The sequence below is a fragment of the Streptomyces sp. NBC_01351 genome, assembly GCF_036237315.1.
Classification (GTDB): domain Bacteria; phylum Actinomycetota; class Actinomycetes; order Streptomycetales; family Streptomycetaceae; genus Streptomyces.
In genome coordinates, this window is record NZ_CP108356.1 from 2889320 (window position 1) to 2914425 (window position 25106).

23 protein-coding genes and 2 tRNA genes are annotated in these 25106 nt (G+C 71.3%); 9 read left to right on the forward strand and 16 right to left on the reverse strand.

The features are described from left to right. The first annotated feature begins 110 nt into the window (after window positions 1-110). From hisN to OG625_RS12820, 3 genes are all read left to right on the forward strand, one after another. Window positions 111-914: a histidinol-phosphatase gene (hisN, locus tag OG625_RS12810; protein WP_329379444.1), complete on the forward strand. Its 804-nt coding sequence runs from the start codon at window positions 111-113 to the stop codon at window positions 912-914. Between the two features lie 164 nt (window positions 915-1078). Continuing rightward, window positions 1079-1471 carry a CBS domain-containing protein gene (locus OG625_RS12815; RefSeq protein ID WP_329379446.1) on the forward strand — a complete coding sequence of 131 codons (393 nt, stop codon included), beginning with the start codon at window positions 1079-1081 and terminating at the stop codon, window positions 1469-1471. A 143-nt stretch (window positions 1472-1614) separates the two neighbouring features. After that, entirely contained in the window at window positions 1615-2031 is a 417-nt protein-coding gene (locus OG625_RS12820) for a Fur family transcriptional regulator (protein WP_329379448.1), read from the forward strand. A 119-nt stretch (window positions 2032-2150) separates the two neighbouring features. On the opposite strand, the gene OG625_RS12825 is transcribed toward OG625_RS12820, so the two are convergent. From OG625_RS12825 to OG625_RS12840, 4 genes are all read right to left on the reverse strand, one after another. Next, window positions 2151-2224: transfer RNA gene (locus OG625_RS12825), tRNA-Met, on the reverse strand. 206 nt (window positions 2225-2430) lie between these two features. Beyond that, on the reverse strand, window positions 2431-4302 hold the full coding sequence (locus OG625_RS12830) for a tetratricopeptide repeat protein (protein WP_329379450.1): 1872 nt from the start codon (window positions 4300-4302) through the stop codon (window positions 2431-2433). A gap of 215 nt (window positions 4303-4517) precedes the next feature. Then, a tRNA-Met gene (locus tag OG625_RS12835) sits at window positions 4518-4591 on the reverse strand. A 52-nt stretch (window positions 4592-4643) separates the two neighbouring features. Next, on the reverse strand, window positions 4644-7523 hold the full coding sequence (locus OG625_RS12840; protein WP_329390618.1) for a UPF0182 family membrane protein: 2880 nt from the start codon (window positions 7521-7523) through the stop codon (window positions 4644-4646). Window positions 7524-7654: 131 nt separating this feature from the next. Between OG625_RS12840 and OG625_RS12845 the strand changes: the two genes are divergently transcribed. Further along, window positions 7655-8224, forward strand: coding sequence for a PPA1309 family protein (locus OG625_RS12845; protein WP_329379452.1), 570 nt, complete (start codon window positions 7655-7657; stop codon window positions 8222-8224). A gap of 42 nt (window positions 8225-8266) precedes the next feature. Here the strand turns inward: OG625_RS12845 and OG625_RS12850 are convergent, their stop codons facing one another. The 4 genes from OG625_RS12850 to OG625_RS12865 form a co-directional block, all read right to left on the reverse strand. After that, window positions 8267-9358 carry a YlbL family protein gene (locus tag OG625_RS12850; RefSeq protein ID WP_329379454.1) on the reverse strand — a complete coding sequence of 364 codons (1092 nt, stop codon included), beginning with the start codon at window positions 9356-9358 and terminating at the stop codon, window positions 8267-8269. Between the two features lie 164 nt (window positions 9359-9522). Further along, window positions 9523-9720: a hypothetical protein gene (locus tag OG625_RS12855; protein WP_329379456.1), complete on the reverse strand. Its 198-nt coding sequence runs from the start codon at window positions 9718-9720 to the stop codon at window positions 9523-9525. Between the two features lie 155 nt (window positions 9721-9875). Beyond that, window positions 9876-10337 (reverse strand): molybdenum cofactor biosynthesis protein MoaE, encoded by a 462-nt coding sequence (locus OG625_RS12860; protein WP_329379457.1) that lies wholly within the window; start codon window positions 10335-10337, stop codon window positions 9876-9878. Window positions 10338-10590: 253 nt separating this feature from the next. Further along, window positions 10591-11703 carry an SDR family oxidoreductase gene (locus OG625_RS12865; RefSeq protein ID WP_329390620.1) on the reverse strand — a complete coding sequence of 371 codons (1113 nt, stop codon included), beginning with the start codon at window positions 11701-11703 and terminating at the stop codon, window positions 10591-10593. Window positions 11704-11952: 249 nt separating this feature from the next. On the opposite strand from OG625_RS12865, the gene OG625_RS12870 reads away from it, so the two are divergent. Then, window positions 11953-13380, forward strand: coding sequence for a zinc-dependent metalloprotease (locus tag OG625_RS12870; protein ID WP_329379459.1), 1428 nt, complete (start codon window positions 11953-11955; stop codon window positions 13378-13380). Continuing rightward, complete coding sequence (locus tag OG625_RS12875) at window positions 13377-13907, forward strand: NUDIX hydrolase (RefSeq protein ID WP_329379461.1); 531 nt, start codon at window positions 13377-13379, stop codon at window positions 13905-13907. The genes OG625_RS12870 and OG625_RS12875 overlap by 4 nt, the downstream gene beginning before the upstream one ends. A gap of 103 nt (window positions 13908-14010) precedes the next feature. On the opposite strand, the gene OG625_RS12880 is transcribed toward OG625_RS12875, so the two are convergent. From OG625_RS12880 to OG625_RS12895, 4 genes are all read right to left on the reverse strand, one after another. Beyond that, on the reverse strand, window positions 14011-14766 hold the full coding sequence (locus OG625_RS12880) for an AIM24 family protein (RefSeq protein ID WP_329379463.1): 756 nt from the start codon (window positions 14764-14766) through the stop codon (window positions 14011-14013). Between the two features lie 17 nt (window positions 14767-14783). After that, the gene (locus OG625_RS12885; RefSeq protein ID WP_329390622.1) at window positions 14784-15464 is read right to left on the reverse strand and encodes an AIM24 family protein; all 681 of its coding nucleotides are present in this window, start codon (window positions 15462-15464) and stop codon (window positions 14784-14786) included. 20 nt (window positions 15465-15484) lie between these two features. Beyond that, entirely contained in the window at window positions 15485-17107 is a 1623-nt protein-coding gene (locus OG625_RS12890) for a TerD family protein (protein ID WP_329379465.1), read from the reverse strand. A 124-nt stretch (window positions 17108-17231) separates the two neighbouring features. Next, window positions 17232-17828 carry a M48 metallopeptidase family protein gene (locus OG625_RS12895; RefSeq protein WP_329379467.1) on the reverse strand — a complete coding sequence of 199 codons (597 nt, stop codon included), beginning with the start codon at window positions 17826-17828 and terminating at the stop codon, window positions 17232-17234. Between the two features lie 342 nt (window positions 17829-18170). On the opposite strand from OG625_RS12895, the gene OG625_RS12900 reads away from it, so the two are divergent. Continuing rightward, window positions 18171-19313, forward strand: a complete 1143-nt coding sequence (locus OG625_RS12900) for a TOMM precursor leader peptide-binding protein (RefSeq protein WP_329379469.1) — start codon at window positions 18171-18173, stop codon at window positions 19311-19313. A gap of 83 nt (window positions 19314-19396) precedes the next feature. Then, entirely contained in the window at window positions 19397-20725 is a 1329-nt protein-coding gene (locus OG625_RS12905; RefSeq protein ID WP_329379471.1) for an ABC1 kinase family protein, read from the forward strand. Between the two features lie 318 nt (window positions 20726-21043). Here the strand turns inward: OG625_RS12905 and OG625_RS12915 are convergent, their stop codons facing one another. The 4 genes from OG625_RS12915 to OG625_RS12930 form a co-directional block, all read right to left on the reverse strand. Beyond that, complete coding sequence (locus tag OG625_RS12915) at window positions 21044-21376, reverse strand: hypothetical protein (protein WP_329379476.1); 333 nt, start codon at window positions 21374-21376, stop codon at window positions 21044-21046. Further along, complete coding sequence (locus OG625_RS12920; protein WP_329379478.1) at window positions 21373-21744, reverse strand: WhiB family transcriptional regulator; 372 nt, start codon at window positions 21742-21744, stop codon at window positions 21373-21375. The genes OG625_RS12915 and OG625_RS12920 overlap by 4 nt, the downstream gene beginning before the upstream one ends. Window positions 21745-21924: 180 nt before the next feature. Next, on the reverse strand, window positions 21925-22233 hold the full coding sequence (locus tag OG625_RS12925) for a hypothetical protein (RefSeq protein ID WP_329390624.1): 309 nt from the start codon (window positions 22231-22233) through the stop codon (window positions 21925-21927). A 179-nt stretch (window positions 22234-22412) separates the two neighbouring features. After that, the gene (locus OG625_RS12930) at window positions 22413-24647 is read right to left on the reverse strand and encodes an ATP-dependent DNA helicase UvrD2 (RefSeq protein WP_443067885.1); all 2235 of its coding nucleotides are present in this window, start codon (window positions 24645-24647) and stop codon (window positions 22413-22415) included. Between the two features lie 110 nt (window positions 24648-24757). On the opposite strand from OG625_RS12930, the gene OG625_RS12935 reads away from it, so the two are divergent. Next, the gene (locus OG625_RS12935; protein ID WP_329379483.1) at window positions 24758-25018 is read left to right on the forward strand and encodes a mycoredoxin; all 261 of its coding nucleotides are present in this window, start codon (window positions 24758-24760) and stop codon (window positions 25016-25018) included. Window positions 25019-25106 lie beyond the last annotated feature (88 nt).

Here is a 25106-nt window from a genome sequence, read left to right on the forward strand (position 1 = left end):
TTTGGCTTCACGGCCAGAGTTGACGGGTCGACAGATCCTGTCAAGGGCGCCTCCCGGCCGCACTGTGGACGTCGTTGGTCGGGCCGCGGGAGTCTCGATACTGTTCGGGTATGCCCGAGTATGACGATGACCTGCGCCTTGCCCTCGAACTCGCCGACGCGGCGGACGCCACCACCATGGAGCGGTTCCGCGCCCTCGACCTGGTGGTCGAGACGAAGCCGGACATGACCCCGGTGAGCGAGGCGGACAAGGCCGCCGAGGAGGTCGTCCGGGCCGGCATCGAGGCCGCGCGGCCGAAGGACGCGATCCTGGGCGAGGAGTACGGGCTCAAGGGCAGCGGGCCGCGCCGCTGGGTGGTGGACCCCATCGACGGTACGAAGAACTACGTGCGCGGGGTGCCCGTCTGGGCGACCCTGATCTCCCTGATGGAAGAGGGCGCCGACGGGGTGTTCCGCCCGGTGGTCGGCGTGGTGTCCGCGCCGGCGCTGGGCCGCCGCTGGTGGGCCTCGAAGGGCGGCGGCGCCTACGCGGGCGGCGCGCTCGGCGAGACCGCTGCGATCGGCGTCTCGAAGGTGGCCGGGCTCGCCGACGCCTCGTTCGCGTACTCCTCGCTGAGCGGCTGGGAGGAGCAGGGCCGGCTCGCCGGGTTCCTGGACCTGACCCGCGCGTGCTGGCGTACGCGCGGCTACGGCGACTTCTGGCCGTACATGATGGTCGCGGAGGGCTCGCTGGACCTGTGCGCCGAGCCGGAGCTGAACCTGTGGGACATGGCCGCCATCGCGGTGGTGGTCGAGGAAGCGGGCGGCCGCTTCACCAGTCTGGACGGGGTGGACGGCGTACACGGCGGGAACGCGGCGGCGTCGAACGGACTGCTGCACGAGGAGATGCTGGGCCTGCTGCGCCCGCGCCCCTGAAGCGCTCCCGATGCACGGAGCGCGCCCCCTTGATGGCCCTCCGTACCCGTGGGAATCTGAGAGTCCCCCCGCTTGTGCCTTTGTGAAACTCTTCTCAAGTCTCGGGTCGAGTTTCCGGGGCACCCCCAAGGCGGCGGGACTCTCCTCAGGAGGTGGCTCTCTTCATGCTCGTCCGTGACGCCATGAGCACCGTGATCCTCACCCTCGGACCCGCCCACACCCTCCGGCAGGCTGCCTGCCTGATGTCCGGCCGGCGCGTCGGCGCGGCCGTCGTCCTCGACCCCGACCACAGCGGAATCGGCATCCTGACCGAGCGCGACATCCTCAACTCCATCGGCGCGGGCCACGACCCCGACCGGGAGACCGTGGGCGCGCACACCACCAACAACGTGGTGTTCTGCACCCCGGACGCCACCTTGCAGGAGGCCGCGGAGGCGATGACCCACGGCGGCTTCCGGCATCTGATCGTGCTGGAGCACGGCGGCCCGGTGGGCATCGTGTCCGTACGCGACGTCATCCGGTGCTGGACACCGGCGCGGCGCACGGTCTCCGCCTAGCGCGACGACGCCGGGCCGGAGCCCTCGGAAGGGGGTTCCGGCCCGGCGTCTCCCATATTGGATTCTGTCCAAGTTCAATGGAAGTCCAAATCCGAAACGCTTCGGGAGTTACACCGAATCCCCTCGCTGTTAGGCTGACGTCCATGAGTGACCTGCTGGAACGACTTCGCGGACGCGGCTGGCGCATGACGGCGCAGCGGCGTGTCGTGGCCGAGGTGCTCGACGGTGACCACGTTCACCTGACGGCCGACGAGGTGCACGCGCGCGCCGTGTCGAAGCTGCCCGAGATCTCCCGGGCGACCGTGTACAACACCCTGGGTGAACTGGTCACGCTCGGCGAAGTCCTGGAGGTCTCCACGGACCGCCGCGCCAAGCGGTACGACCCGAACGCCCACCGGCCGCACCAGCACCTGGTCTGCGCCCAGTGCGGCGCGATCCGCGACGTCCACCCGGCGGGCAACCCGCTCTCGGACCTGCCCGACACGGAGCGCTTCGGCTTCGTCGTCTCGGCGGTCGAGGTGACGTACCGCGGCATCTGCCCGAACTGCGCGGGCGCCTGAAACACGAAGAGGACGGGGCCGGGAGCTGATGCTCCCGGCCCCGTCCTCTTTCTTCGCACTCTGCGACCGGAAACGACCGAAGGCCCGGATCCAGAGGATCCGGGCCTTCTAGCCTTCAGTAGCGGGGACAGGATTTGAACCTGCGACCTCTGGGTTATGAGCCCAGCGAGCTACCGAGCTGCTCCACCCCGCGTCGGTAAACACGACTTTACGTGAGGCCCCCCAGCAGATGCAAATCGCTTAACGGCCCCGCACGATCCAGCCTCGCCGGGGACAAACCCAGCCTCGCCGGCGTTTGAGGCGCTGGGGGTCCCCCAGCGGTAGCTGGGGGAGGGTCCGGGGGCGGAGCCCCCGCAACGGCGCCGCACCCACAGACCACCGCCGAGCCCCCCGCAGGGGTCAGGCGGAGAGTTCCTCGGCCAGCGCCTCGCGCAACCGCGCCGCCCGCTCCGAGACCTCCGCCGGCCCCAGCTCCATGGCCCGGACGCACCACTTCTGGCCCTCCGCGAGGTCCCCGTGGCGGGCCGCCAGCAGCCCCAGCCGCAGCGCGGCCCGGCCGTGGCCGGCCACGGCGGCCCGGGTCCACCACAGCGCGGCCTCGGGCTCGTTCCCCTCGCGGGCCAGCAGCAGCCCGAGGTTGAAGGCCCCGTTGCGGGAGCCGGCCTCGGCCGCCTCCCGGTACCACCGCGCGGCGACCTCCACGTCACCGCGGGCGGACGCCAGCATGCCGACCCGCACCTGCGCCCGACGGTGCCCCAGCTCGGCGGCCCGCTCGTACCACTCCTCGCTCTCGGTCCGCGCGGCGCCGCCCACCGGCTCGCCCAGCGCCACCGGCTCCGGCGGCGGAGCCAGCGATTCCAGCAGTGAGGCCAGCCGGAAGGCAGCCTCCGCGCTGCCGCCGCCCGCCGCGCACCGCAGGTGCCGCTCCGCGGCCCGCTCCTCGCCGTCCCGCACCAGCGCGATCCCGACCTGGAGCGCCGCGTCCGTGTGGCCGGCCGACGCCGCCCGCTCGTACCACTTCAGCGCCGTCCGGTCCTCGTCCCGGCTGGCGAAGAGGATGCCGAGGTTGAAGGCGGCGTCGACGCTGCCCGCCTCGGCCGCCTTCGAGAACCACGGCTCCGCGCCCGCCGCGTCGCCGCCCTGGAGCAGCAGGATCGCCAGCGCGTTGGCCGCCTCGCGGTGCCCGGCGTAGGCCGCGCGCCGGTACCACTGCTCTGCCTGCGCGGTCCGCTCCTGTGCCACGCACAGCAGAGCAAGGTTGTACGCCCCGTTTTGGTCGCCCGCGTCCATGGCGGTCCGGTACCAGCGCTCCGCGGTCTCGGTCTCGCCCCGGGCGGCGTGCAGCGCGCCCAGCGCGTTCGCGGCGTTGCCGTCGCCGTCCTGCGCGGCACGGTGCCACCAGGCGGCCGCGCTGTCCTCGTCGCCGGCGTCGCGCAGCAGGAAGCCGAGCGCGCACGCGGCCCGGGCCTCGCCCTGCTTGGCGGAGGTCAGGTACCAGCGGCCGGCCTCCTTGAGCTCCCCGCGGGCCTCCAGCTGCGCGCCCAGGTGCAGCGCGGCGCGCCGGTGCCCGCGCGCGGCGGCCTGCCGGTACCACTGCTCGGCCTCCGCGGGGTCGCCCTTGCGCAGGTGCCTCGCCAGCCGGTAGGCGGCCTCGCGGTGCCCCTGTTCGGCAGCGGCACGGAACCACCGCTCGACGCCCTTGTCCCCGCGGTGCTCCAGCAGGTCGGCCAGTCCGTACGCGCCCAGCGCATGACCGGATTCCGCCGCCTGGCGCATCCAGTACTCGGCGGCGGGCTCGTCGCCGCGCTCGCGGAAGTGGCGGCCGAGGGCGTGCGCGGCCGGCGCGGATCCGGCCACGGCGGCGACCCGCCACCAGCCGGCGGCCTCGTCCGGGTAGCCCCGCTGGTGCAGCAGTACTCCGAGGTTGTTCGCGGCGGCACGGTCCCCTTCGCCGGTGGCACCGCGCAGGTAGGGCTCGGCCCCGTCGAGGTCGCCACGGCGCAGCAGCAGCGCCCCGAGCACGCTCATGGCGCCGGGGTCACCCTTGTCGGCGGCGACCCGGTGCCGGGCCTCCAGCTCGGCGTCGCTGGCGGGGTCGCCCTCGCCGAACACGTCCTCCGCGCCGTGCTTGTCCAAGAAGTCCGCATCGGTCAGTGCGGTCTGCGCGTCGGCGGCCGGAGCCGCCCCCTCGGCCTCTGTGCCCGGTTCGGCTTCCGCCCTCGCAAACCGCCCTGTCTCCAGCAGAGTTGACCTGTCCCCCATAAATCCCATCGTCGCATCACCTGCTACCCGCGTACACCTGGTATGTCGCAGCCAGTGAGGTCACTACAGCGTTTTGTCGACATGCCCACAGATGGCTAAGTCAAACACGGTCCTGCCCCAACTCACCCGCCCCAGCTACCGCGTGTCCATCCCCGTACATTTCCGGGGCATATCCCGGACATGACGAAGGCCCGGATCCATGGGATCCGGGCCTTCGTTTTCAGTAGCGGGGACAGGATTTGAACCTGCGACCTCTGGGTTATGAGCCCAGCGAGCTACCGAGCTGCTCCACCCCGCGTCGGTGAAACCACAGTATCACGACGCGGGACAGAGCCATTACCACTGTGTCGCTAGCCCGCCGGCTTGGGTGCCGTCAGCTTCGCCTCCGCGTCGATCGCCCGCTTCAGCGCCGCCTCGATCTCCTCCTGCGCCTTGCCGAAGGCCGCCCAGTCGCCGGCCTGCCTGGCCTTCTCCGCGTCGTCGATCGCCTTCTGCGCATCGGTGAGCGCCGCCTTGACCGTCGGGTCCTGGATGGCCGGCGGCGTGATGGTGCCGTCGCCCGGCGGCTGGTTCGGCGGGACCGGCGTGGTCGGAGCCTCCGCCCCGAAGACCACGTTCAGCGCCTTCTCCAGCGTGTCCTCGAAGGCCGTCTGGCCGCCGTAGGTCACGAGCACCTTGCGCAGCAGCGGGTACTTCAGACCGGAGCTGCGGACGTACACCGGCTCGACGTAGAGCATGCCCCCGTCGAGCGGCACCGCGAGCAGGTTGCCGTACTCGATCTCCGAGTCACCACCGCGCAGCAGGCGGATGGATTCGGCGATCTTCGGTTCGGACTGGAACTTGCTCTGCACCTGTCCGGGGCCGTCCGGCGGCTTGCTCGTCGGCATCTTCAGGATTCTGATCTTGCCGTAGTCCGGAGTGCCCGGATCGGCGTTGACCGCCATGAAGGCACTCAGGTTGGGCCGCTCGTTCGGAGTGAACGTCGTCGTGAGCGAGAAGACCTGGTCCTTCTCCTTCTGGCCCGGCATCTTCATCGACAGGTAGTACGGCGGAACAGCCGTACCGGCCTTGGTCGTCGGGTCGTCCGGGACCGCCCACGCCTCACTGCCGCTGAGGAAGGTCTGCGGGTCGGTGACGTGGTAGCGGGTCAGCAGCTCGCGCTGGACCTTGAAGAGGTCCTGCGGGTAGCGCAGGTGGTCCATGAGCGGCTTGGCGATGTCGCTCTTGGACTTGACCGTGCCGGGGAACGCCTTCATCCAGGTCTTCAGGACCGGGTCCTCGGTGTCCCACTGGTACAGGCTGACCGTGCCGTCGTACGCGTCGACGGTGGCCTTCACCGAGTTGCGGATGTAGTTGACCTGGTTCTCCTGGGCCACCACCGCGCGCTGCTTGTTGGTCAGCGAGTCCGCGGTGCTCTGGCCCAGCGTGGTGCGCGAGGCGTACGGGTAGCCGTTGGTGGTCGTGTACGCGTCGACGATCCAGACGACCCGCTTGTCGATGACGGCCGGGTAGGGCGCGCCGTCGATGGTCAGCCACGGGGCGACGGCCTCGACGCGGTCCTTCGGGGTGCGGTTGTAGAGGATCCGGGAACCCTCGCCGATGGCCCCCGAGTAGAGGATCTGCGGCTCGCTGAAGGTCAGCGCGTACGCGGCCCGGTTGACCGGGTTGTCGAGGTTGACGCCGGAGTCGCCCTTGTAGCTCGTCTCCTTCTCACCGTTGTCGTCCGAGTAGTCGAGCTCCTTCTGCGGCCCGCCGACGATCGAGTACTGCTTCGTCTGCTCGCCGTAGTAGATGCGCTGCTCGAAGTCCGTGCCGAACATCCCCTTGGAGGGCAGGTCGGACTGGGTGAAGTCGGGGGCGCCCTGGTCGCCGACGGTGGTGCCCTTGGCCGCGACCACGCCGTAGCCGTGCGTGTACTTGAAGTGGTCGTTGATCCAGTTGTTCTTCGGGATGCCGCCGATGTTCAGCTCGCGCAGCCCGATGACCGTGTCCTGGCCGCTGTAGCGGTCCACGGCGAGCGTGGACGGGAACGCGTAGTAGCCCTTGACCTGCTGGAGCTGCTGGAACGCGGGCGACACGATGTTCGGGTCCAGGAGCCGGATGCTGGCGGTGCTGTCGGCGGCCGGGCGCAGCTTGGTGCGGTCCTGCGTCTGCGGGGTGCCCGGGTAGTCCGTGACCTCGGAGCCGGCGATCCCGTAGGCGTCGCGCGTGGCCTTGATGTTCTTCTGGACGTACGGGGATTCCTTGGCCTGCTCGTTCGGCTGGACCTGGAACTTCTGCACGATCGCCGGGTAGAGCCCGCCGATCAGGATCGCCGAGAGCACCATCAGGCCGAAGCCGATGACCGGCAGCTGCCAGGTGCGGCGCCACAGCGTCGCGAAGAACAGCAGGGCGCAGATCGCGGCGATGGCGACGAGGATCGTCTTCGCCGGCAGGTACGCGTTCGCGTCGACGTACCGCAGGCCCGTCCAGTTGTCCGCCGCCTTGAAGTCGCTGGACTTCACGGCGAGCCCGTACCGGTCGAGCCAGTACGCGATCGCCTTGAGGGTGACGAAGAGGCCGAGCAGCACCGACAGGTGCCCGGTCGCCGCGGCGGTGGCCCGGGCGCCCGGGCTGGTCACGCGCAGTCCGCCGTACAGGTAGTGCACGACGGCCGCGGCGATCACCGACAGCACGGCCGCGGCGAAGCCGAAGCCGAGCAGGAAGCGGTACCAGGGCAGGTCGAAGGTGTAGAAGGACACGTCCATGTGGAACTGGGGGTCCTTCGTACCGAAGGCCACCCCGTTCACGTACATGAGCCAGGTCTTCCACTGGCCGGCCGCCGAGGCGCCGGCGATCAGGCCGACGAGCACGGCGATGCCGAGGAGCAGCCACTTCTTGTACGGGGCGATGCTCATCCGGTAGCGGTCGAGGCTCTGCTGCTCCATCGACATCGCGCTGAGCGGCGGCCGCAGCCGGTGCGCCAGCCAGATGTTGAAGCCCACGGCGCCCGCCATCAGCAGTCCGAAGACGCCGAACAGGCCGATCTTGGTCCACAGGGTGGTGGTGAAGACCGTGGAGTACTTCACGGAACGGAACCAGAGCCAGTCCGTCCAGAAGCCCGCGAACATGATGAAGAGCATGGCCAGGACGGCCAGCACGCCCAAGGTCATGAGGAGAGTGCGGGCTCGCCGGGACGGGCGGCCGACTCTCATCCGTGGCCCCGAAGGGCCTCCGCCGCGGTCCGGCATCTGGAAAGCCAAGGTGCGCACCTCGAAAGTCGCTGAGTCTGGTATTGAACGGGCACCCGATCCTAGAGCCCTACTCATGCAACTTACTGAGGCCTTTGTCAGTTCCCGGTATCAGGTGGAAAGGAGGCAGGATGTTGTCCATGTCCAACCTTTCGCCTTCCCCCGGCACGCCGATGGCGGCCAGCCCGCTGACCCGCGCCTGCCTCGAGATCGACGAGTACGCCGCCGGCCTCGGCTGGGACCAGCCCGCGCGGCTGTTCGCCCTCGTCGACACCGCCAAGCTCAAGAAGCAGGAGCCGCGCCTGGCGGGCCAGCTCGGCCTCGACCAGGACGACGCCGGCAAGACCTCCCTCACCCCCATCGAGCAGGACAAGCTGCCGGCCGGGACCCCTCTCGACAAGTTCCTGGGCACCGTGGCCTGGCCGGACGCGGTCGTCGGCTGCGCGCTGACCGTGGAGCGGCTGATGCTGCCGCCGTCCGCGGAGGCCTCCGTACCGGAGGGGCTGAACGACAAGCAGCTCTCGAAGTGGGTCGCCGGTCACCCGGAGCGGCAGGAGGTCCGCCTCACGGTGGCCGTCCTGCGCGACGGCTCGCGCGAGTCGGCCGTACGACTGCGGGAGAAGGACTCCTCGACGGAGGTCCTCACCGGCGGCGGGCTGGTGCCCGGGCTGGCGGAGGCCCTGGCGGCGACCTTCTCGTAGCCGGGACCGGCTGACCGGCCGACCGGCCGACCTGCGCGGGGGTCAGGGCTTGGCGCCGCACTGCGGCAGCCCGGCCGTGTCCCCCGCGCGGATCTTCTCCAGCGACTTCGTGGCGTCCTCGATGGTGGAGACCTTCACCAGGGTCAGGCCGTCGGGTGCGTTCCTGGCGGCCGACGCGCAGTTCTCGGCGGGCGTCAGGAAGTACTCGGCGCCGGCCTGGCGGGCCCCGATGGTCTTCATCTGGATGCCGCCGATCGGGCCGACCTTCCCCGCGTCGTCGATGGTGCCGGTGCCCGCGACGAACTTGCCGCCGGTCAGGTCCTCCGGGGTCAGCTTGTCGACGATGCCGAGGGCGAACATCAGGCCGGCGCTCGGGCCGCCGACGTCGGCCAGCTTGATGTCGATCGTGAACGGGAAGGTGTGGTCGGTACCGGCCCGGATGCCGACGATGGCGTGACCGTCTTCCTTCGCCTTGCCGGACGTGATGACGACCTTGGTGGTGCCGGTGGGCTCGCGGTTCGTCTTCGCCGCCTCGGCCGCTTCCGCGGCGGGCACGATGGTGAACTCGACCGGCTCGCCGGCCTTGTGCTTGGTGACGAACTTGGCCACGTCCTCGGGCGCGGTGACGGGGGTGCCGTCCACGGCCTTGATCACGTCGCCGGCGTGCAGCTTGCCCTCGGAGGGGCTGTCCTTCACCACGGAGGCGACGATCACCCGGGCGGAGACCGGGATGCCGAGCTGCTTCAGGGCCGCCACCTTGGCGCTCTGCTGCGACTGGCTGAACTCCTCGGCGTTCTCCTGGGTGGACTGCTCGTCCGTCTTGCCGTCCGGGTAGAGGTTCTCGTGCGGCACGACGATGTTGTCGTCGGCCAGCCACCCGTAGACCGCTTCCAGCAGGTTCATGTCGTAGTCCGCGCCGGTGACCCGGACGGTCGTCATGTTGAGGTGACCGCTGGTCGGGTACGTCGTGCGCCCCGAGATGTTGAGGACGGGCTCGCCGTGCGAGTCCCCGAGCGTGTTCACGGTCGGTCCGGGGCTCATCTCCGAGTACGGGACCTTGATGAACACCCCTGCGCAGAGCAGCGCGAACAGCACGAGGGTGGAGGCGAGCATCGTCGCGGTGCGGCGTGGCATGGATCCGACAGTACGGGACGCCCCTGACAAGAGGCCCCCGGGGCCGGTCCGTACGGGGCCCGTACGCGCAACTCTCAGCGGATTCTCACCGAGCGACCCGGAGACGGCTCGGGAGGGGCACGGGAGGGCTCTGGGGCCGCTCGGGGGACGACTCGCGGGACGCGTCAGACGGCGTCGGAACCGGAGTGTGCGTCCGCCTTCACCCGGGCCTGATCGGCCTTGCCCATGGCTTCGCGGAACCGCGCGTAGCCGGCGAGCTCGGATATGTCGCCTTGTGTACGGTCGCGTGCCGCCCAGCTGCCCCATATCCCCGCGCCGATCGCGGCGAACAGCGGAATCAGCAACCACGCCAGAGACGCCATGGGCGTGCCTCCCTACCCCGAAGTACGTGTCGTTGGTGGCTTCAACGCTCGTGCCCGTGGGGTGGTTACGCAAATCGAGGGCGTGTTGCGCGGCCGAACGGGTGCGAGGCTACCCCCTTCCGGGGGCACCCTTCCGACCGGGGGGTTAGACGGCCCTAGCAGGCGCCGACCCACTCCTCCGAGCCGTCGGCGAACGTTTGGTGCTTCCAGATCGGGACCTCGTGCTTGAGGTCGTCGATCAGCATCCGGCAGGCCTCGAAGGCCTCGCCCCGGTGCGGGCAGGACACGGCCACGACGACCGCCAGGTCGCCGACGGCCAGGTCGCCGACGCGGTGCACGGCCGCCAGGGCGCGGACCGGGTACTTCGCCACGACGCGCTCGGCGATGCGGCGCATCTCGGCCTCGGCGGTGGGGTGGCAGGAGTAGCCGAGCGAATCGACGTCCGCGCCGCCGTCGTGATCGCGCACCGTGCCGACGAACAGCGTCGTGCCACCGGTCGCGTCGTCGCCGACGGCCTGGAAGACCTCGTCGATCGAGAGCGGCGTTTCACGGATCGCGAGCAGCCGGATGGGGTCCGAGCCGGCCTGCTCGCCGGGGTGATCGAAGTGCGGTGCCATACCGTCCATCGTGCCCTAGCCGCCGACCCGGCGGAATAGCCGAATCGCCCGTCCCCCGCCCCCGACCTTGGGAGCCTCCTACAGAAACCCCCTGGTGGGAGGCGGATCCAGCCCCGCCAGGGGGGCAGATCCAGCCTCGCCAGGGCAGCCCCCGCAGCGGCGTCACCGGGAGCGTATTCAGCCTCGCCGGCGTTTGAGGCGCGGGGTCCGGGGCAGCGCCCCGGCAACGGCGCCGCACCCGACCGTTTCGGGGCTAGATCCCGCGCCGCCTCCGGGCCCGCCGGACCGCGGCTGCGGCGCCCAGCAGGGCCACCGTCGCACCCGCCGCGCCCGCGGCAGTGGCGGCGTCCTTGCGCCCCAGCCGCCGCCCCGCGACGGTGTGGCGGCCCGAGACCTCCTGGAGGAGCTCGGCCAGCACCTCCTCGTTGGTCCACCGCGGCCGCCATCCCGCCGCGTGCAGCCCGCTGACGCTGACCACCCACGGGTGCATCGTGTAGGCCAGGTCCCCCGCCGGGGACGGCGTCAGGCCGATGCGGTGCAGCCGCGCCGCCGCGCCCAGAGCGACCGCCGACGGGAGCTCCATGCGGCGGATCCCGCTGAGCTCCTCGACCTCCTCCTGCTCCAGCCAGCCCTCGCAGCCGACCGCGAGTTCGCCCTCGACCTTCTCCAGCGCCGCGTACTCCAGGGCGCTGACCAGGTCCTCCACGTGGCAGAACTGCCAGGTCGGCCGGGAGCCGGCCACCACCAGCAGGCGCGGGGACTCGAAGTAGCGGGTCAGCGCGGTGTCCGTGCCGCCGACCAGCACCGCCGGGCGGACCACGGTCACGTTGAGCCCGGGGTGCGCCCGCGGCGCCCGGCGCCCGAGCCGCTCGATCTCCAGCAGGTCGCCGACGCCGGTCGCCTCGGCGGTGGCCCGCAGCTCGGAGTCCTCCGAGAGGGGGATGTCGTTGTCCGGCAGCGCGCCGTAGACCATCGCCGAGGTGCACAGCACGACCCGGTGCACCCCGGCCGCCGCGGCGGCCGTCAGTACGGTCTGGGTCCCGCGCACGTTGTACGCCGTACGGGCCGCCGGGTCCGTCTCCAGGTCGAGGTCCAGCGCGAGGTGGACCACCACGTCCGCGCCGCGCAGCTTCTCGGCGATGGCCGGGTCCCGAACGTCCAGGACGTGCCACTGCGCGGACGCGCAGTCGCCCCGCCGCTCGTCGATGGCGACGACCTGCTTGACCTCGTCGGACGCCGCCAGGCGGGTCACCAGGGCGGCACCCACCCCGGTCGCGGCGCCGGTCACCGCGATCACCGGGCCCCGCAGGGCCGGGTTACGCGGCTGGCGAACACCGGGGACGCTCTCGCCGTACTCGGGGCGGATTTCGGCGTCGTGCGGCGCGCGGCTGTGCTTATCCGACTGCGGATCCGGGGAACTCACCAGGCGTCTCCAGCGGTTGTCTTCAGTAGGGACGCGCCGTGACGCGTACCTACCAGGTGATGTCCATCCTGCCGCAGCCCAGGAGTCGGCGGAGCACCGAGCCCGCAAGCGGCTCTGGTGTCTACGCTGGGTGGTGTTGTCGGACCATTGCCCGTCGGCTCCCGCCGGCGGCCCTACGAGCCGAGGAAACCCGTGAGCGACACCCCATTCGGATTCGGCCTTCCGCCGGAGGAGCCGGACAACGGCGACGAAGGCAAGAAGAAGGGCAACCAGGGCGGTCAGGGCGGCCCCGCGAATCCCTTCGGGTTCCCCGGCATGGGCCTGCCGGGCGGCGCGGGCGGTCCCGGTGGCGCGGACAATCCGTTCGCCGCGATGTTCGGTTCGATGAACCCGAACGACCTGGGCGCGGCCTTCCAGCAGCTCGGCCAGATGCTGAGCTACGAGGGCGGTCCCGTGAACTGGGACATGGCCAAGGACATCGCCCGCCAGACCGTCGCGCAGGGCACCTCGGACGGCGTGAAGGACACGAGCGTCGGCATCGCCGAGAAGTCCGCCGTCGAGGAGGCCGTGCGCCTCGCAGACCACTGGCTGGACGGCGTGACCTCGCTGCCCTCCGGCGCCACGACGGCCGTGGCGTGGAGCCGTGCCGAGTGGGTCGAGGCCACCCTCCCGGTGTGGAAGGAGCTCGTGGACCCGGTCGCCGAGCGCGTGGGCGCGGCCATGGGCAGCGTGCTGCCCGAGGAGATGCAGGCCATGGCGGGCCCGCTGCTCGGGATGATGCGTTCCATGGGCGGCGCCATGTTCGGCCAGCAGATCGGCCAGGCCGTGGGCGTGCTCGCGGGCGAGGTCGTCGGCTCCACCGACATCGGGCTGCCGCTGGGCCCGGCCGGGAAGGCCGCGCTGCTGCCGCTGAACATCGAGACCTTCGGCAAGGACCTGGGCGTCCCCTCGGAAGAGGTACGGCTGTACCTGGCCCTGCGCGAGGCGGCGCACGCGCGGCTGTTCGCGCACGTGCCGTGGCTGCGCTCGCACCTGTTCGGCGCGGTCGAGGGCTACGCCCGCGGCATCAAGGTCGACACCTCCAAGCTGGAGGACGTCGTCGGCCAGCTGGACCCGTCGAATCCGGAGCAGCTGCAGGAAGCGCTCCAGGGCGGCATGTTCCAGCCGCAGGACACCCCCGAGCAGAAGGCCGCGCTGGCCCGCCTGGAGACGGCGCTCGCGCTGGTCGAGGGCTGGGTGGACGCGGTGGTGCACGAGGCGGCCAAGCCCCGGCTGACCTCGGCCGACGCGATGCGCGAGACCATGCGCCGGCGGCGCGCCTCGGGCGGACCGGCGGAGCAGACCTTCGCGACGCTGATCGGTCTGGAGCTGCGTCCGCGCCGGCTGCGCGACGCCTCGCGGCTGTGGGCCTCGCTCACGGACGCGCGCGGGGTGGACGGCCGCGACGGGCTGTGGGAGCACCCGGACATGCTGCCGACCGCCTCCGACCTGGACGACCCGGACGGGTTCGTGCACCGCGAGCAGCTGGACTTCTCGGAGATCGACAAGATGCTCGGCGAGGCCGCCGAGAAGCGCGGGGAAGACGGCGGCACCGGTAAGGACGGCGAAGAGAAGAAGTGAACCTGCACCACGACGCGGTCCTCGTACTGAAGGGCTACGAGGACCAGCCCGAGCTGCGTGACGTCTACCTGGAGCACCTCGCGGCCCACGGGGACGGGGTCTACAAGCCCTGCCGGGCCGGGCACGTCACCGGCAGCGCCCTGGTGATCGACCCGGTGCGCGGCCGCGTACTGCTGACCCTGCACAAGAAGCTGGGCATGTGGCTCCAGATGGGCGGCCACTGCGAGCCCGGTGACGAGACGCTCGCCGGGGTGGCGCTGCGCGAGGCCGTCGAGGAGTCGGGCATCGCGTCGGGGCTGAGCCTGCTGCCCGGCGGGCCGGTGCGGCTGGACCGGCATCCGATCCCGGCGCCGTGCAACTGGCACCTGGACGTGCAGTACGCGGCGCTGGCCCCGGCCGGTGCGGTGGCGGAGATCAGCGACGAGTCCCTGGACCTGCGCTGGTTCCCGTACGAGGAGGTGGCGGCGGTGGCCGACACCTCGGTCGTACGGCTGCTGGAGGCGACCTTGGCGCGGCTCGGCGGCTGAGCCGACGGTCGGGCGGCCCAGAGCCGCCCGCCGAGCCGGCCGGCGACGTGCCGAAGGGGCGGCCCCTTGCGGGGCCGCCCCTTCGTCGTGCCTCTCGGAACGGCTAGTTCCAGGCGTTGTTCTGGTTCTGCCCGTGGGCGCCGTGCTGGCCCATGCCGAACTGGGCGGCGGCGCCCTGTCCGACCTGTGCGTTCTGCGGCGGCATCGCCTCGCTGGGCTGGACCAGCGCCATGCCGGTGCCGAGGAAGCTGAGCTCCCAGCCCTCGCCGGTGTTGCCGCGGCGCCGCCAGACACCGCTGGAGTGGGTCTGGGCCTGCATCTGCACGCGCAGCCCGGTGGACCAGGCCACGATGGCGTCCGCGTCGACGTTGACGTACTTGTCGGGCGTGACGTGCATCGCGAGCGGCTGCCCGGAGGTCATCAGCGCGACCTTGCCGCGACCGGTGATGTTGAGCTGGTACTTGCCGGAGCCGGAGATCCCGTACTGGCTGTCCACCGCGATGACCTCGGTGTGCAGGGTGGAGTCCAGGGCGAGGACGTAGCTGCTGTCGACCGTGAGGCCCTCCTGGTCCACGTCCACCAGGTGTACGTACTGCGCCATGTTGGCGAGGTAGACCGTGCCCTGCCCGGAGCAGCGCATGAGGTCCAGGCCCTCGCCGGTGCGGCTGCGGGCGTTGCGCTGGTTGGTCGACTGGTACTCGCCGTCGAAGTCGATGAGGCCCTGGTAGGCGACCATCGCGCCCTTGCGGGCGAGTACGTCATCGGTGCCGGTCAGCGAGACCCGCAGCAGCTGCGGGTTCTGGACGGTGTACCGCTCCTGGGACTGCGCCTCGGTGTGGGCGAAAAGTGCGCTCTGCATGATGTGTCCGCTCCCCCTCAGCCCCGGACCCGGAGCCGGTCGGTGCTGTCCTCGCTGGGCTGTACGACGATGATGCCCTGGCCGGAGAAGGCCATCTGGTAGGCCTCCCCGCTGCCCCGGCCGAGCATCGACGAGGCCTTGAAGCTCCGCTTGCCCTTGACCTTGAGGTTCGGCGACCAGGCGACGAGCGCGTCGGGGTCGACGTACGTCTCGTCCTCGCCGCGCCCGGACTCGACCACGATCGGGGTGCCGCGGGAGGTGAGGGCGACCCAGCCGGTGCCCGCGACCTCCACGTTGAACAGGCCCTGACCCGCGAACTTGGCGAGGCCCTTGACCCGCTCGACGCCCCACTGGAGGTGCGCGTCGAAGGCGAGCAGGTTGGTGCCGTTGACGGAGAGCGAGTCGTTGTTGAGGTTGATGACGACGACGTCGGCGCCGTAGTCGGCGAGGTAGAGCAGGCCGTCACCGGTGCACTTCATGAGCGGTGCGCCTTCGCCCGTGACCCACTGGGAGGCCATCTGGCGGACGGCAGGCGGGTTGGGCTCGTACTGGACGAAGCCCTCGTAGGCGACCATCGAGCCGGTGCGGGCGTAGAGGTCCTGGCCGCTCTGCATGGCGACCTTGAGCATGGCCCGGCCGTGGTTCTCCATGCGGGCCGTGACGGGGGTCGGGGCGAAGCCCGCGAGCTGCTGGTTCATTGCGTTCATGTCGGGCTCCCTCAGACCTCGTACGGCTGGACGACGATGAAGTTGCCGGGAGCGCCGCGGAACTGGAGGTTCACGGTCTCCCCGCTGTGGCCGGGGTAGGCGTTGCGCCGGAGCCGGACCTGGCTGGACAGGATCACCTGCGCGGCGGAGGACCACGCCACGATGGCGTTGCTGTCCGCGAAGGTGGTCGGGGTGACGGGGAGGACGACCGGGACGCCGTGCGTCTTGACGATCACCGTGCCCGTGCCCTGGAACTGCATGGTGAACAGGGCGCCGCCGGGGATGCCGTGGCCCTCTATGCGGCGGACCTCGTGCTGGAGCGACTCGTCGAAGGCGAGCACGTTCTCGGCGGAGACGCAGATCCCGTCGCCCTGCAGCTCGATGGCGTGCAGGTGGGCGCCGTCCTCCGCGAGGAAGACCTGGCCGCGGCCGGTGCAGCGCATGAGCTGCATCTCCTGGCCGGTGGCGTTGCCGACGATGCGGCCGGCGAAGCCCGCTCCCTTGTAGCTGAAGTCGACCTTGCCCTGATATAGGACCATGCTGCCCTGGCGGGCGAGGACGGCCTGGCCGCCCATCGCGAGGTCGACGCGCATGAGCTGCTGGTTCTGCGGGGTCCAGCGGCTGCCCGTGGGGGCTTCCTTGTACGGCTGGAGGGCGGCGGCGAGGCCCGGTGCCGCCGCGGCCGGGGCCGCCTGCGGGTAGCCGGGCTGCTGGCCGTAGGCGGGCGGCTGCTGGCCGAACGCCGGGGGCTGCTGCCCGGGGACCTGGCCCGGGACCTGGCCGTATCCGGGCTGGGGCTGCTGCCCGTAGGGAGCGGGTGCCTGGGCGGGCGGGGGGACCTGGCCGTAGCCGGGCTGCTGCTGCGGCGGCTGGCCGTACGCGGGCGGTGCCGCGGGCGCCGGAGCCATCGGCGCGGCCATGGTGGGCGCGCTGTGCTGCGGGTACGCCTGCGGCTGCTGCGGGGCGGGCGCCTGCGGGGCCTGGGCGGGCGCGCCGAAGGAGGGCGCGGGGGCCGGGGCCTGCGGGGCGTGCGCCTGCGGGGCCGGGGCGCCGAAGGCGGGTGCCGGTGCCTGGGCCGGGACCTGCTGCTGCGCCGGCTGCTGCTCCTCGGCGACCTCGCCGCCGAAGTTCTTCAGCAGCGCGTCGAGTCCGCCGTCGAAGCCCTGGCCGACGGCGGCGAAGCGCCAGACGTCCTTCAGGTAGAAGTCACCGAGCATGACGGCCCGCTCGGTGGTGAACTCCGAGCCGTTGAACGCGTACCGGACGACCTCTTCGCCGCCCGCCACGATCCGGATGTAGCCCGGGCCTACCTGGGACATCTGTCCGGCGCCGTCGATGGTGGCGGTGAAGGACAGCTTGTGGATGTTCGCCGGAATGCGGTCCAGTGTCACCCGGAAGGATTCCGTGTCACCGGACTGTGCGCCGAGCTGCTGGATGGACTCCTCCGGCGACTTCGGCTGGTTGAAGAACACGAAGTAGCGGTCGTCCGACAGCTGTTCATTGGCATCGAGGCCGAAGCAGCTGATGTCGAAGGCGAGTCCCGGTCCGGCGATCTGGACGCCTACATACAGATCCGTGCCCGCCGTCAGATCACTGATCTTGGCCTTGTGGCCGCGTTGGAATTCCCTGGCCATACGTAACGACCGTCCCCCATCCCGACTGTGAATACGTGCCGCTCAGGCTAACGGCAACTGCCGACATCCGGCCAAGTCGGTACCGACCCGGTACATATCACGCTGCGTTACCGCGGGTCCCGGTCTATTCCTCGCGGGCGACGGGGACCTTCGGCAGCCGCTCGGCCGCGACCACGCCCTCCAGGTACCCGCGGGCGCGCTCGGTCCTCGGGTAGGCCTCCAGCAGCTCCCAGAAGCGGGGGCCGTGGCCGGGGACCAGGAGGTGGGCGAGCTCGTGCAGGAGCACGTAGTCGAGGACGTACTCCGGCATCCCCTGGAGCCGGTTCGAGAGCCGGATGCTGCCCTCGGCCGGGGTGCAGGAGCCCCAGCGGGTGTTCTGGTTGGTGACCCAGCGGACCGAGCGGGGGCGTGCGCGGCCGCCGAAGTACTGCTCGGACAGACGCGCGGCGCGCTCGCCGAGTTCCGCGTCCCCGAAGGTTCGTTTGCTCTCCTGGGCGGCCAGCTTGTCGAGCATGACGCCCACCCAACGCCGCTCCTCGGCCTCGGACATCCGGGCAGGGATGAGGACGACCGTACGGTCACCCTCGCGGTAGGCGGATACGGTCCTGCGGCGGCGCGCGCTCCGGCGGACTTCGACGGCGCGCTGCGAAGGGTCGGCGGACACGCCACGACGGTACCCGGTAGCCGTCGCGGAAGTCCCGCGCGTCCAGGCTTCGAACATGATCGATTCTCGGCGGGTACTCCGAACGCCCCTTTTCTTCACCCCATATGCCGAATACCCCTCACCCATGGACAAATTCCCGCCCGGAATTCGACGACGGCCACTGGGCGGAATGTGGCTGCCCGCGACAATTGACTATCGGGCGCACACGAGTGAGGGGAGTACTCCCCGCCACGACGGCACCACCTGAAAGGGCTCGTCGTGCTCGGCGACGCCGGTGACCGCAGCCGGGGCCGCGCGCCCCTGACCTGCTCCCATCGAAGTTGTCCACAGGCGATCCGGGCACCTTCCCGTCGATCGCTACTCTCAGTAGCGGACGAGTCACACGGAGAGGGGGCGGCGATGTACCCGAAAGTGAAGCCGGCATTGGCGCGGGCCTGGCGGGATCTGCAGACGGTGCAGTTCGGGGTGACGCCGGCGCACGCTGTGGTGCTGGGGCCGGTGGACACGGCGACGGGCGCGCTGATCGACCGGATCGACGGGACGCGGGGGATGGAGCTGCTGCGCGCCGAGGCCGCGGCGATGGGGCTGCCGGACGGGCAGGCGGACGAGGTGGTGCGGCGGCTGGCCGGGGCCGGGTTGATCGACGATGCGACGGCGGGCGGTCCGCGGGCGCAGGCCGTGCGCAAGCGGCCGGAGGCCCTGGAGCGGCTCGGGCCCGATCTGGGCTCGCTCTCCCTGGTCCGCCCGGAGCCGGGCGGGGACTTGCGGGGTGTGGCCGCGCGCCGGGTGATACGGGTCCAGGTGCGCGGGAGCGGCCGGGTGGGCGGGGTGATCGCCTCGGTCCTGGCGGGCGCCGGTGTGGGCCGGGTCGAGGTCCTCGACGGCGGCCGGGTGGAGCCGGCGGACGTGGCTCCGGGCGGGCTCGGCCCGGGCAGCGTGGGCCGGTTGCGGGCCGAGGCGGGCGGGAGGGCGGTGCGCGAGTCGGCCCCGGGCCCCGCCCCGAGGGCCGGGGAGCGCGAGGGGCCGGAGCCCGGGCTGGCCCTGGTGGTGATCGCGCCCCGGGACGGGCTGGGGGCCTGGGCCCCGGATCCGGAGACCTCGGCCGGCTGGGTCGCCACCGGCGTCCCGCACCTGTTCGCGGGGGTGCTGGAGGGCACCGGGCTGGTGGGGCCGCTGGTGCTGCCCGGGGCCACGGCCTGCTCCGGGTGCATGGAACGCGACCGCGTGGACCGGGATCCCGCCTGGCCGAGGATGCTGGTGCAGTGGAGATCGGCGCACCGCCGGCGCCAGGGCGCGGCCTGCGACCTGGGCCTGTCCACGGCGGTGGCCGGCCTGGCCGCGGCCCATGCGCTGTCCTTCCTCGACGGCGAACTCCCCGCCAGCACCGGCTCCCGCTGGGAGGCCGCCCTGCCCGCTCTGCACTGGGAGGCGGACCCGGTGCACCCGCACCCGGACTGCCCCTGCGGGGCGAGCGCGGGCCGTCCAGCGGCGCTGGAGTACGCCGGAGGAGGATCGGGATCGGACCGGCCGGGAGGGCCATGACAGGATGCGTGTGGTCTGTCGGGCCGGAGGAGCCGTCCTCAACCGCCGCTTGCGGCGCAGCTGTCTGGGAAATGGAGGGGCTCATGTCTGATCTTCCCCGGAAGGCGGTCACCCGCACCGCCAAGCTGGCCGCGCTGCCGCTCGGCTTCGCCGGTCGGGCCACGTGGGGGCTGACCAAGCGGATCGGCGGCAAGTCGGCGGAGATCGTGGCGCGCGAGCTCCAACAGCGCACCGCCGAGCAGTTGTTCCGCACGCTCGGGGAGCTGAAGGGCGGTGCCATGAAGCTCGGGCAGGCCCTGTCGGTCTTCGAGTCGGCCCTGCCCGAGGAGGTCGCGGGGCCCTATCGGGCGGCGCTGACCAAGCTTCAGGAAGCGGCCCCGCCGCTGCCCGCGGCCACAGTGCACCAGGTGCTGGCGGACCGGCTCGGCGCGGACTGGCGGGAGCTGTTCGAGGAGTTCGAGGACAAGCCGGCCGCGGCCGCCTCGATCGGCCAGGTGCACCGCGCGGTGTGGCACGACGGCCGCGCGGTGGCGGTCAAGGTCCAGTACCCGGGGGCGGGTGAGGCGCTGCTGTCGGACCTGAAGCAGCTGGGCCGGTTCGCGGGGCTGCTGGGTCCGCTGGTCCCCGGCATGGAGATCAAGCCGCTGATCAAGGAGTTGCGCGACCGGGTCTCCGAAGAGCTCGACTACGAGCTGGAGGCGGAGGCGCAGCGGACTCACGCGGACGCCTTCGTCGACGATCCGGACGTGGTCGTGCCGGACGTCGTGCACCAGGGCGACCAGGTGCTGGTGACCGAGTGGATGGAGGGGACCCCGCTCTCGGAGGTCATCGCCGACGGCACCGAGGAGGAGCGCGACCGCGCCGGGCAGCTGCTGGCCCGGTTCCTCTTCTCCGGTCCCGCGCGCACCGGTCTGCTGCACGCCGACCCGCACCCGGGCAATTTCCGCCTGATCCCGGGGGTGGACGGCCGGATGCGGCTGGGCGTCCTGGACTTCGGCACGGTCGACCGGCTGCCCGGGGGCTGGCCCAAGCCCATCGGCCGGTCGCTGCGGACGGCCCTGGACGATGACGCCGAGGCGGTCTACGGGCACCTGTGCGGGGAGGGCTTCGTGAAGGAGTCCGTGGAACTGGACCCCGATGCGGTGCTGGACTACCTGAAGCCGATGCTCGAGCCCGCCGAGGCCGAGGAGTTCACCTTCACCCGGCCATGGCTGCGCGGCCAGGCGGCGCGGATCGCCGATCCCCGCTCCCCCGCACACCAGTTGGGCCGGCAGATCAATCTGCCGCCCTCGTACCTGCTGATCCACCGGGTCACGCTGAGCACCATCGGGGTGCTGTGTCAGCTGGGCGCGACGGTGCGGCTGCGCGAGGAACTGGACACCTGGCTGCCGGGGTTCGCTTCCGAGGAGTGAGCTCGTAGGGCGGTCACCACCAGGAGGAGTCGAGCCTGCCCTCGATCGCGCGGAGGTTGGCTCGCGCGCACTCGACGCAGAAGTACTCTCTGGTCCCGTTCTCCACCGAACAGGTCCAAGTGGGCGGGGGTCCGCCCGGAGACTGTGTGCCGCAGCGCGCGCAGACGACGGGCTGGGCCTCTGATCCCGGCTGGGTGGAGCGGGGAGTCGGCTGGTCCACCTACAGACGATATCCCCGTACGGGGTGGACGCCTGCGCAACGCACCGGGGGGACCGGTCCCTTCGGACCGGTCCCCCCGGTGGTTCTGTCTTCGGCTCTTAGTGCATGACGGCCATGGCCAGCGCGCGGCGGGCGCGCAGCGACACGCGCTCGGCTCGCCGCTGCATGCGGCGGGCGGCGACCAGGCGCACGGCGAGACGCTCGGCGTCCACCTCACGCATGCGGTCGTCCATATGGGCACGGGCCAGGGCTTCTGGGATGAGTTGCATTTCGCGGGTCCTGTTCTGACGCGAGGTGATCGCGCCTGCGGTGATGAAGTCTGCGTGGGCGGCGCCGTGCGGCTGCTCGCTCGTGGTGGCGTGGGGGGACATGAGGGCCTGCTTCAGGGGGTCGTGCGTCAGGGGGCGGTCGATGGTTCCGATGGCGGTCATGCCGCTGCAACCGGGTTCTTGCGCGGACGGCCACGGGGACGCTTGCGGGCGACGACGACACCCTGGACGAAGAGCTCTCCGCCCCAGACGCCCCAGGGCTCGCGGCGCTCGGCCGCTCCGGCGAGGCAGGCCTCGACGAGCGGGCAGGTACGGCAGAGGGACTTCGCGTACTCGACGTCCGCCGGGGACTCGGCGAAGAAGACCTCGGGGTCGAAGGTGCGGCAGGGAACCGGGACGCCGAGGTTCTCGATGGCGTCGTCGAGCGCGGTGAGCGCGGTGAGCGGGGTCAAGGTGGAGTCCTCCGGGACTGCGGGCGGGGAGAGAGTCTGGGTCTGCGATACGGACGGGGCGTGCGCTTCGAGTTGCACGGTGTTTTCTTCCTCGTCTTGTCGGCTAGTCGTTCCGGCCGGTCGGCCGGTCTCGGCTGGTCCTGGTTCTGCCAGTCCCGAGGCCCCTTCGCTCCGTCGTCCCCGTTCGGGGACAAACAGAAGGGCCGCGGATCCCGGGTGGGGTTCCGCGGCCCTGAAGGCGCCGGCCTGATCTTTCGATCAGGCTGGATCACTCCAGGGTTCGAGCCCACGGAAGGCCCACATCAGGTGGTGCTGCTGCTTCGTCGTCTGCTTCTGGGATCCGGCACCGGCTGCGGCCGCGGGGCCATAGGCGCCATGCGCCTGGGCTTCCACTGCTACGGCTGCCGATGCCTTGATCGGTCGCTCATTGCGCTCACTGACCGGAAGGGTCGCCAGCAGGGCGCGCCGGTCGGCGGAAATCGCGGACACAGCGGTACCCAGGAGGGAGACGGAACCGAGCAGGCAGGAAGCGTCGACCGAGCGATCGGTCATTTTGGTGAAGGTCATGAAGCTGGTCACTGGTCTCGCCTCCTCTCGGCGTCTCGGGGACCTGGCCCGGGGGCCCGTCCCATGCGTATTCGGATAAGTACAGCACGGATCCAGGGCTTCGGAGAAGCCACCGTTTCCGTTGCTAAGAACCTATGGGTCTTCGCTGGGCATGTGCAAACTATTTTTCCGACGAGTTTCTACGCGTCGTCAGGATCCGTGTCCTCAGGGTCTCGACCTGCACAGATGGCCAGCACATCGGCTCCGTACCGGTCCAACTTGCGGGCGCCCACTCCGGAGATCATCGAGAGCTCCCCCGGCTCGGCCGGCGAGGCCTCGGCGATCGCCATCAGCGTCTTGTCCGTGAAGACGCAGTAGCCGGGCAGTCCTTGCTGCTTCGCCTGGACCGCGCGCCAGTCCCGCAGCCGCTCGTAGAGTCCTTCGTCCATGTCGGACGGGCACTCTTCGCAGCGCATCAGCTTGAGCTCGCCGGCCTCGGTCAGGGTCTTGCCGCACACCCGGCACAGGGTGGGTCCCCGGCGGCCGCGCTTGCGGGCCGCCCGGTCGGCCGGGGAGCCGGGCAGGCTTCCGGGGGCCGCGGAGCCCGGCCGCAGGCCGTTCAGGAAGCGGCTGGGGCGGCGGGAGGCCCTGCCGCCCGGAGCGCGGGAGAGCGCCCAGGAGAGGGTCAGGTGCATGCGGGCCCGGGTGACGCCGACGTAGAGCAGTCGGCGCTCCTCCTCGACCTGCTCGTCGGTCTTGGCGTAGGTGATCGGCACCATGCCGTCGGTGAGGCCCACGAGGAACACGGCGTCCCACTCCAGGCCCTTCGCCGCGTGCAGCGAGGCCAGGGTGACGCCCTGGACGGTCGGGGCGTGCTGGGCGGCCTTGCGCTCCTCCAGCTCGATCGTCAGGTCCGCGAGGTTGGCTCCGGGGCGGGAGCGGGCGAAGTCCTCGGCGAGGCGGACCAGGGCGGCCAGCGATTCCCACTGGTCGCGGACGGCGCCGGAGCCGGCGGGCGGCTCTGCGGTCCAGCCGGTGGAGCTGAGCACGGCGCGGACCTGGGAGCCCAGTTCCACGACGTCGTCGAGGAGTGGGTCGTTGCCCCCGGAGCGGGCGGCTCCGCGCAGCGCGAGGATCGCCTTCTGGACCTCCTGGCGCTCGAAGAACCGCTCGGCTCCGCGCAGCTGGTAGGGGACCCCGGCGTCGGCGAGGGCCTGCTCGTAGACCTCGGACTGGGCGTTGATGCGGTAGAGGACGGCGATCTCGCCGGCCGGGACGCCGGCCGCGATCAGGTCCCGGATCCGGTGGGCGACGCCCTCGGCCTCGGCCGGCTCGTCCGGGTACTCGGCGTAGACCGGGTCGGGGCCGGTGTCGCGCTGCGAGACCAGCTCCAGGCGGTGCTCGGCGGCCCGGCCCCTGGCCTGCTTCAGCAGCCCGTTGGCGAGGTGGACCACCTGGGGGGTGGAGCGGTAGTCGCGGACCAGCTTGACCACGGTGGCCTGCGGGTAGCGGTTGCGGAAGTTCAGCAGGTGGTCGGGGGTGGCTCCGGTGAAGGAGTAGATGGTCTGGCTGGCGTCGCCGACGACGCAGAGGCTGTCGCGCTCGCCGAGCCAGAGGTCCAGCAGGCGCTGCTGGAGGGGGCTGACGTCCTGGTACTCGTCGACCACGAAGTGCTGGTACTGGGCGCGGATCTGCTCGGCGATGTCGTGCCGGTCCTGGAGGATGCCGACCGTCAGGAGCAGCACGTCCTCGAAGTCGATCATGGAGCGGTCGCGCTTGAGCTGCTCGTACGTGCCGTAGATCTGGGCGATCTCGGCCAGGTCCCGGGGGGCCTCGCGGCCCGACTTGAGGGCGGCCGCCGGATAGTCGGCGGGCACCGTCTGGGTGACCTTGGCCCACTCGATCTCCCCGGTGACGTCGCGCAGCTCGCCCCGGTCGAGGCGGATGCGGCAGCGCGCGCCCGCCTCGGCGACGAGCTGGATCTTGCGCTCCAGCAGCCGGGGCACGTCCCCGCCGACCGCCTTGGGCCAGAAGTACTGGAGCTGGCGCAGGGCCGCGGAGTGGAAGGTGCGGGCCTGGACCCCGCCCGCACCGAGGGTGCGCAGGCGGCCGCGCATCTCCCCGGCGGCGCGGTTGGTGAAGGTGACCGCGAGCACGCTGGCGGGCATCAGCTGGCCGGACTGGACGCCGTACGCGATCCGGTGGGTGATCGCGCGGGTCTTGCCCGTACCGGCGCCGGCCAGCACGCACACCGGCCCGCGCAGGGTCGTGGCGACCTCGCGCTGCTCCGGGTCCAGGCCCAGGAGCACCGCGTCGGCCGAGTCCGGGGAGTCGGCGGAGGCGGGGAAGGATGGGGAGTGCGTTGCTGCTGTCACCCCGCAATGCTGCCAGGTCTCGTGGGTCGGGCGGGAAACTTGTCCACAGGCGGCAGTGATCCGTCGTACTTAACGTACGAGGGGCCGGAGGGCTGGGAATGGCGGCGTGGTCCCGTACGTTCGAGTACTCGGACCTCGAACCACCAAGCCTTCACGAAAGAGAGCGCAGCATGCAGGACACGGGCACCGTCACGATGTACAGCACGACCTGGTGCGGCTACTGCCGTCGGCTGAAGACCCAGCTGGACCGGGAAGGCATCGCGTACAACGAGATCAACATCGAGCTCGACCCGGCGTCCGCGGCGTTCGTGGAGAAGGCGAACGGCGGCAACCAGACCGTTCCCACCGTGCTGGTGAAGTCCGCCGCGGGCAGCGAGTCCGTCATGACGAACCCGAGCCTGGCCCAGGTCAAGCAGGCCCTCGCGGTCTGAGCACCTGGCTCCGGACGCAGGCGCTCACCAGAAAGGCCCCCGCCTCGGCGGGGGCCTTCTGCTGTGACGAACGTTACGGAGCGACGAA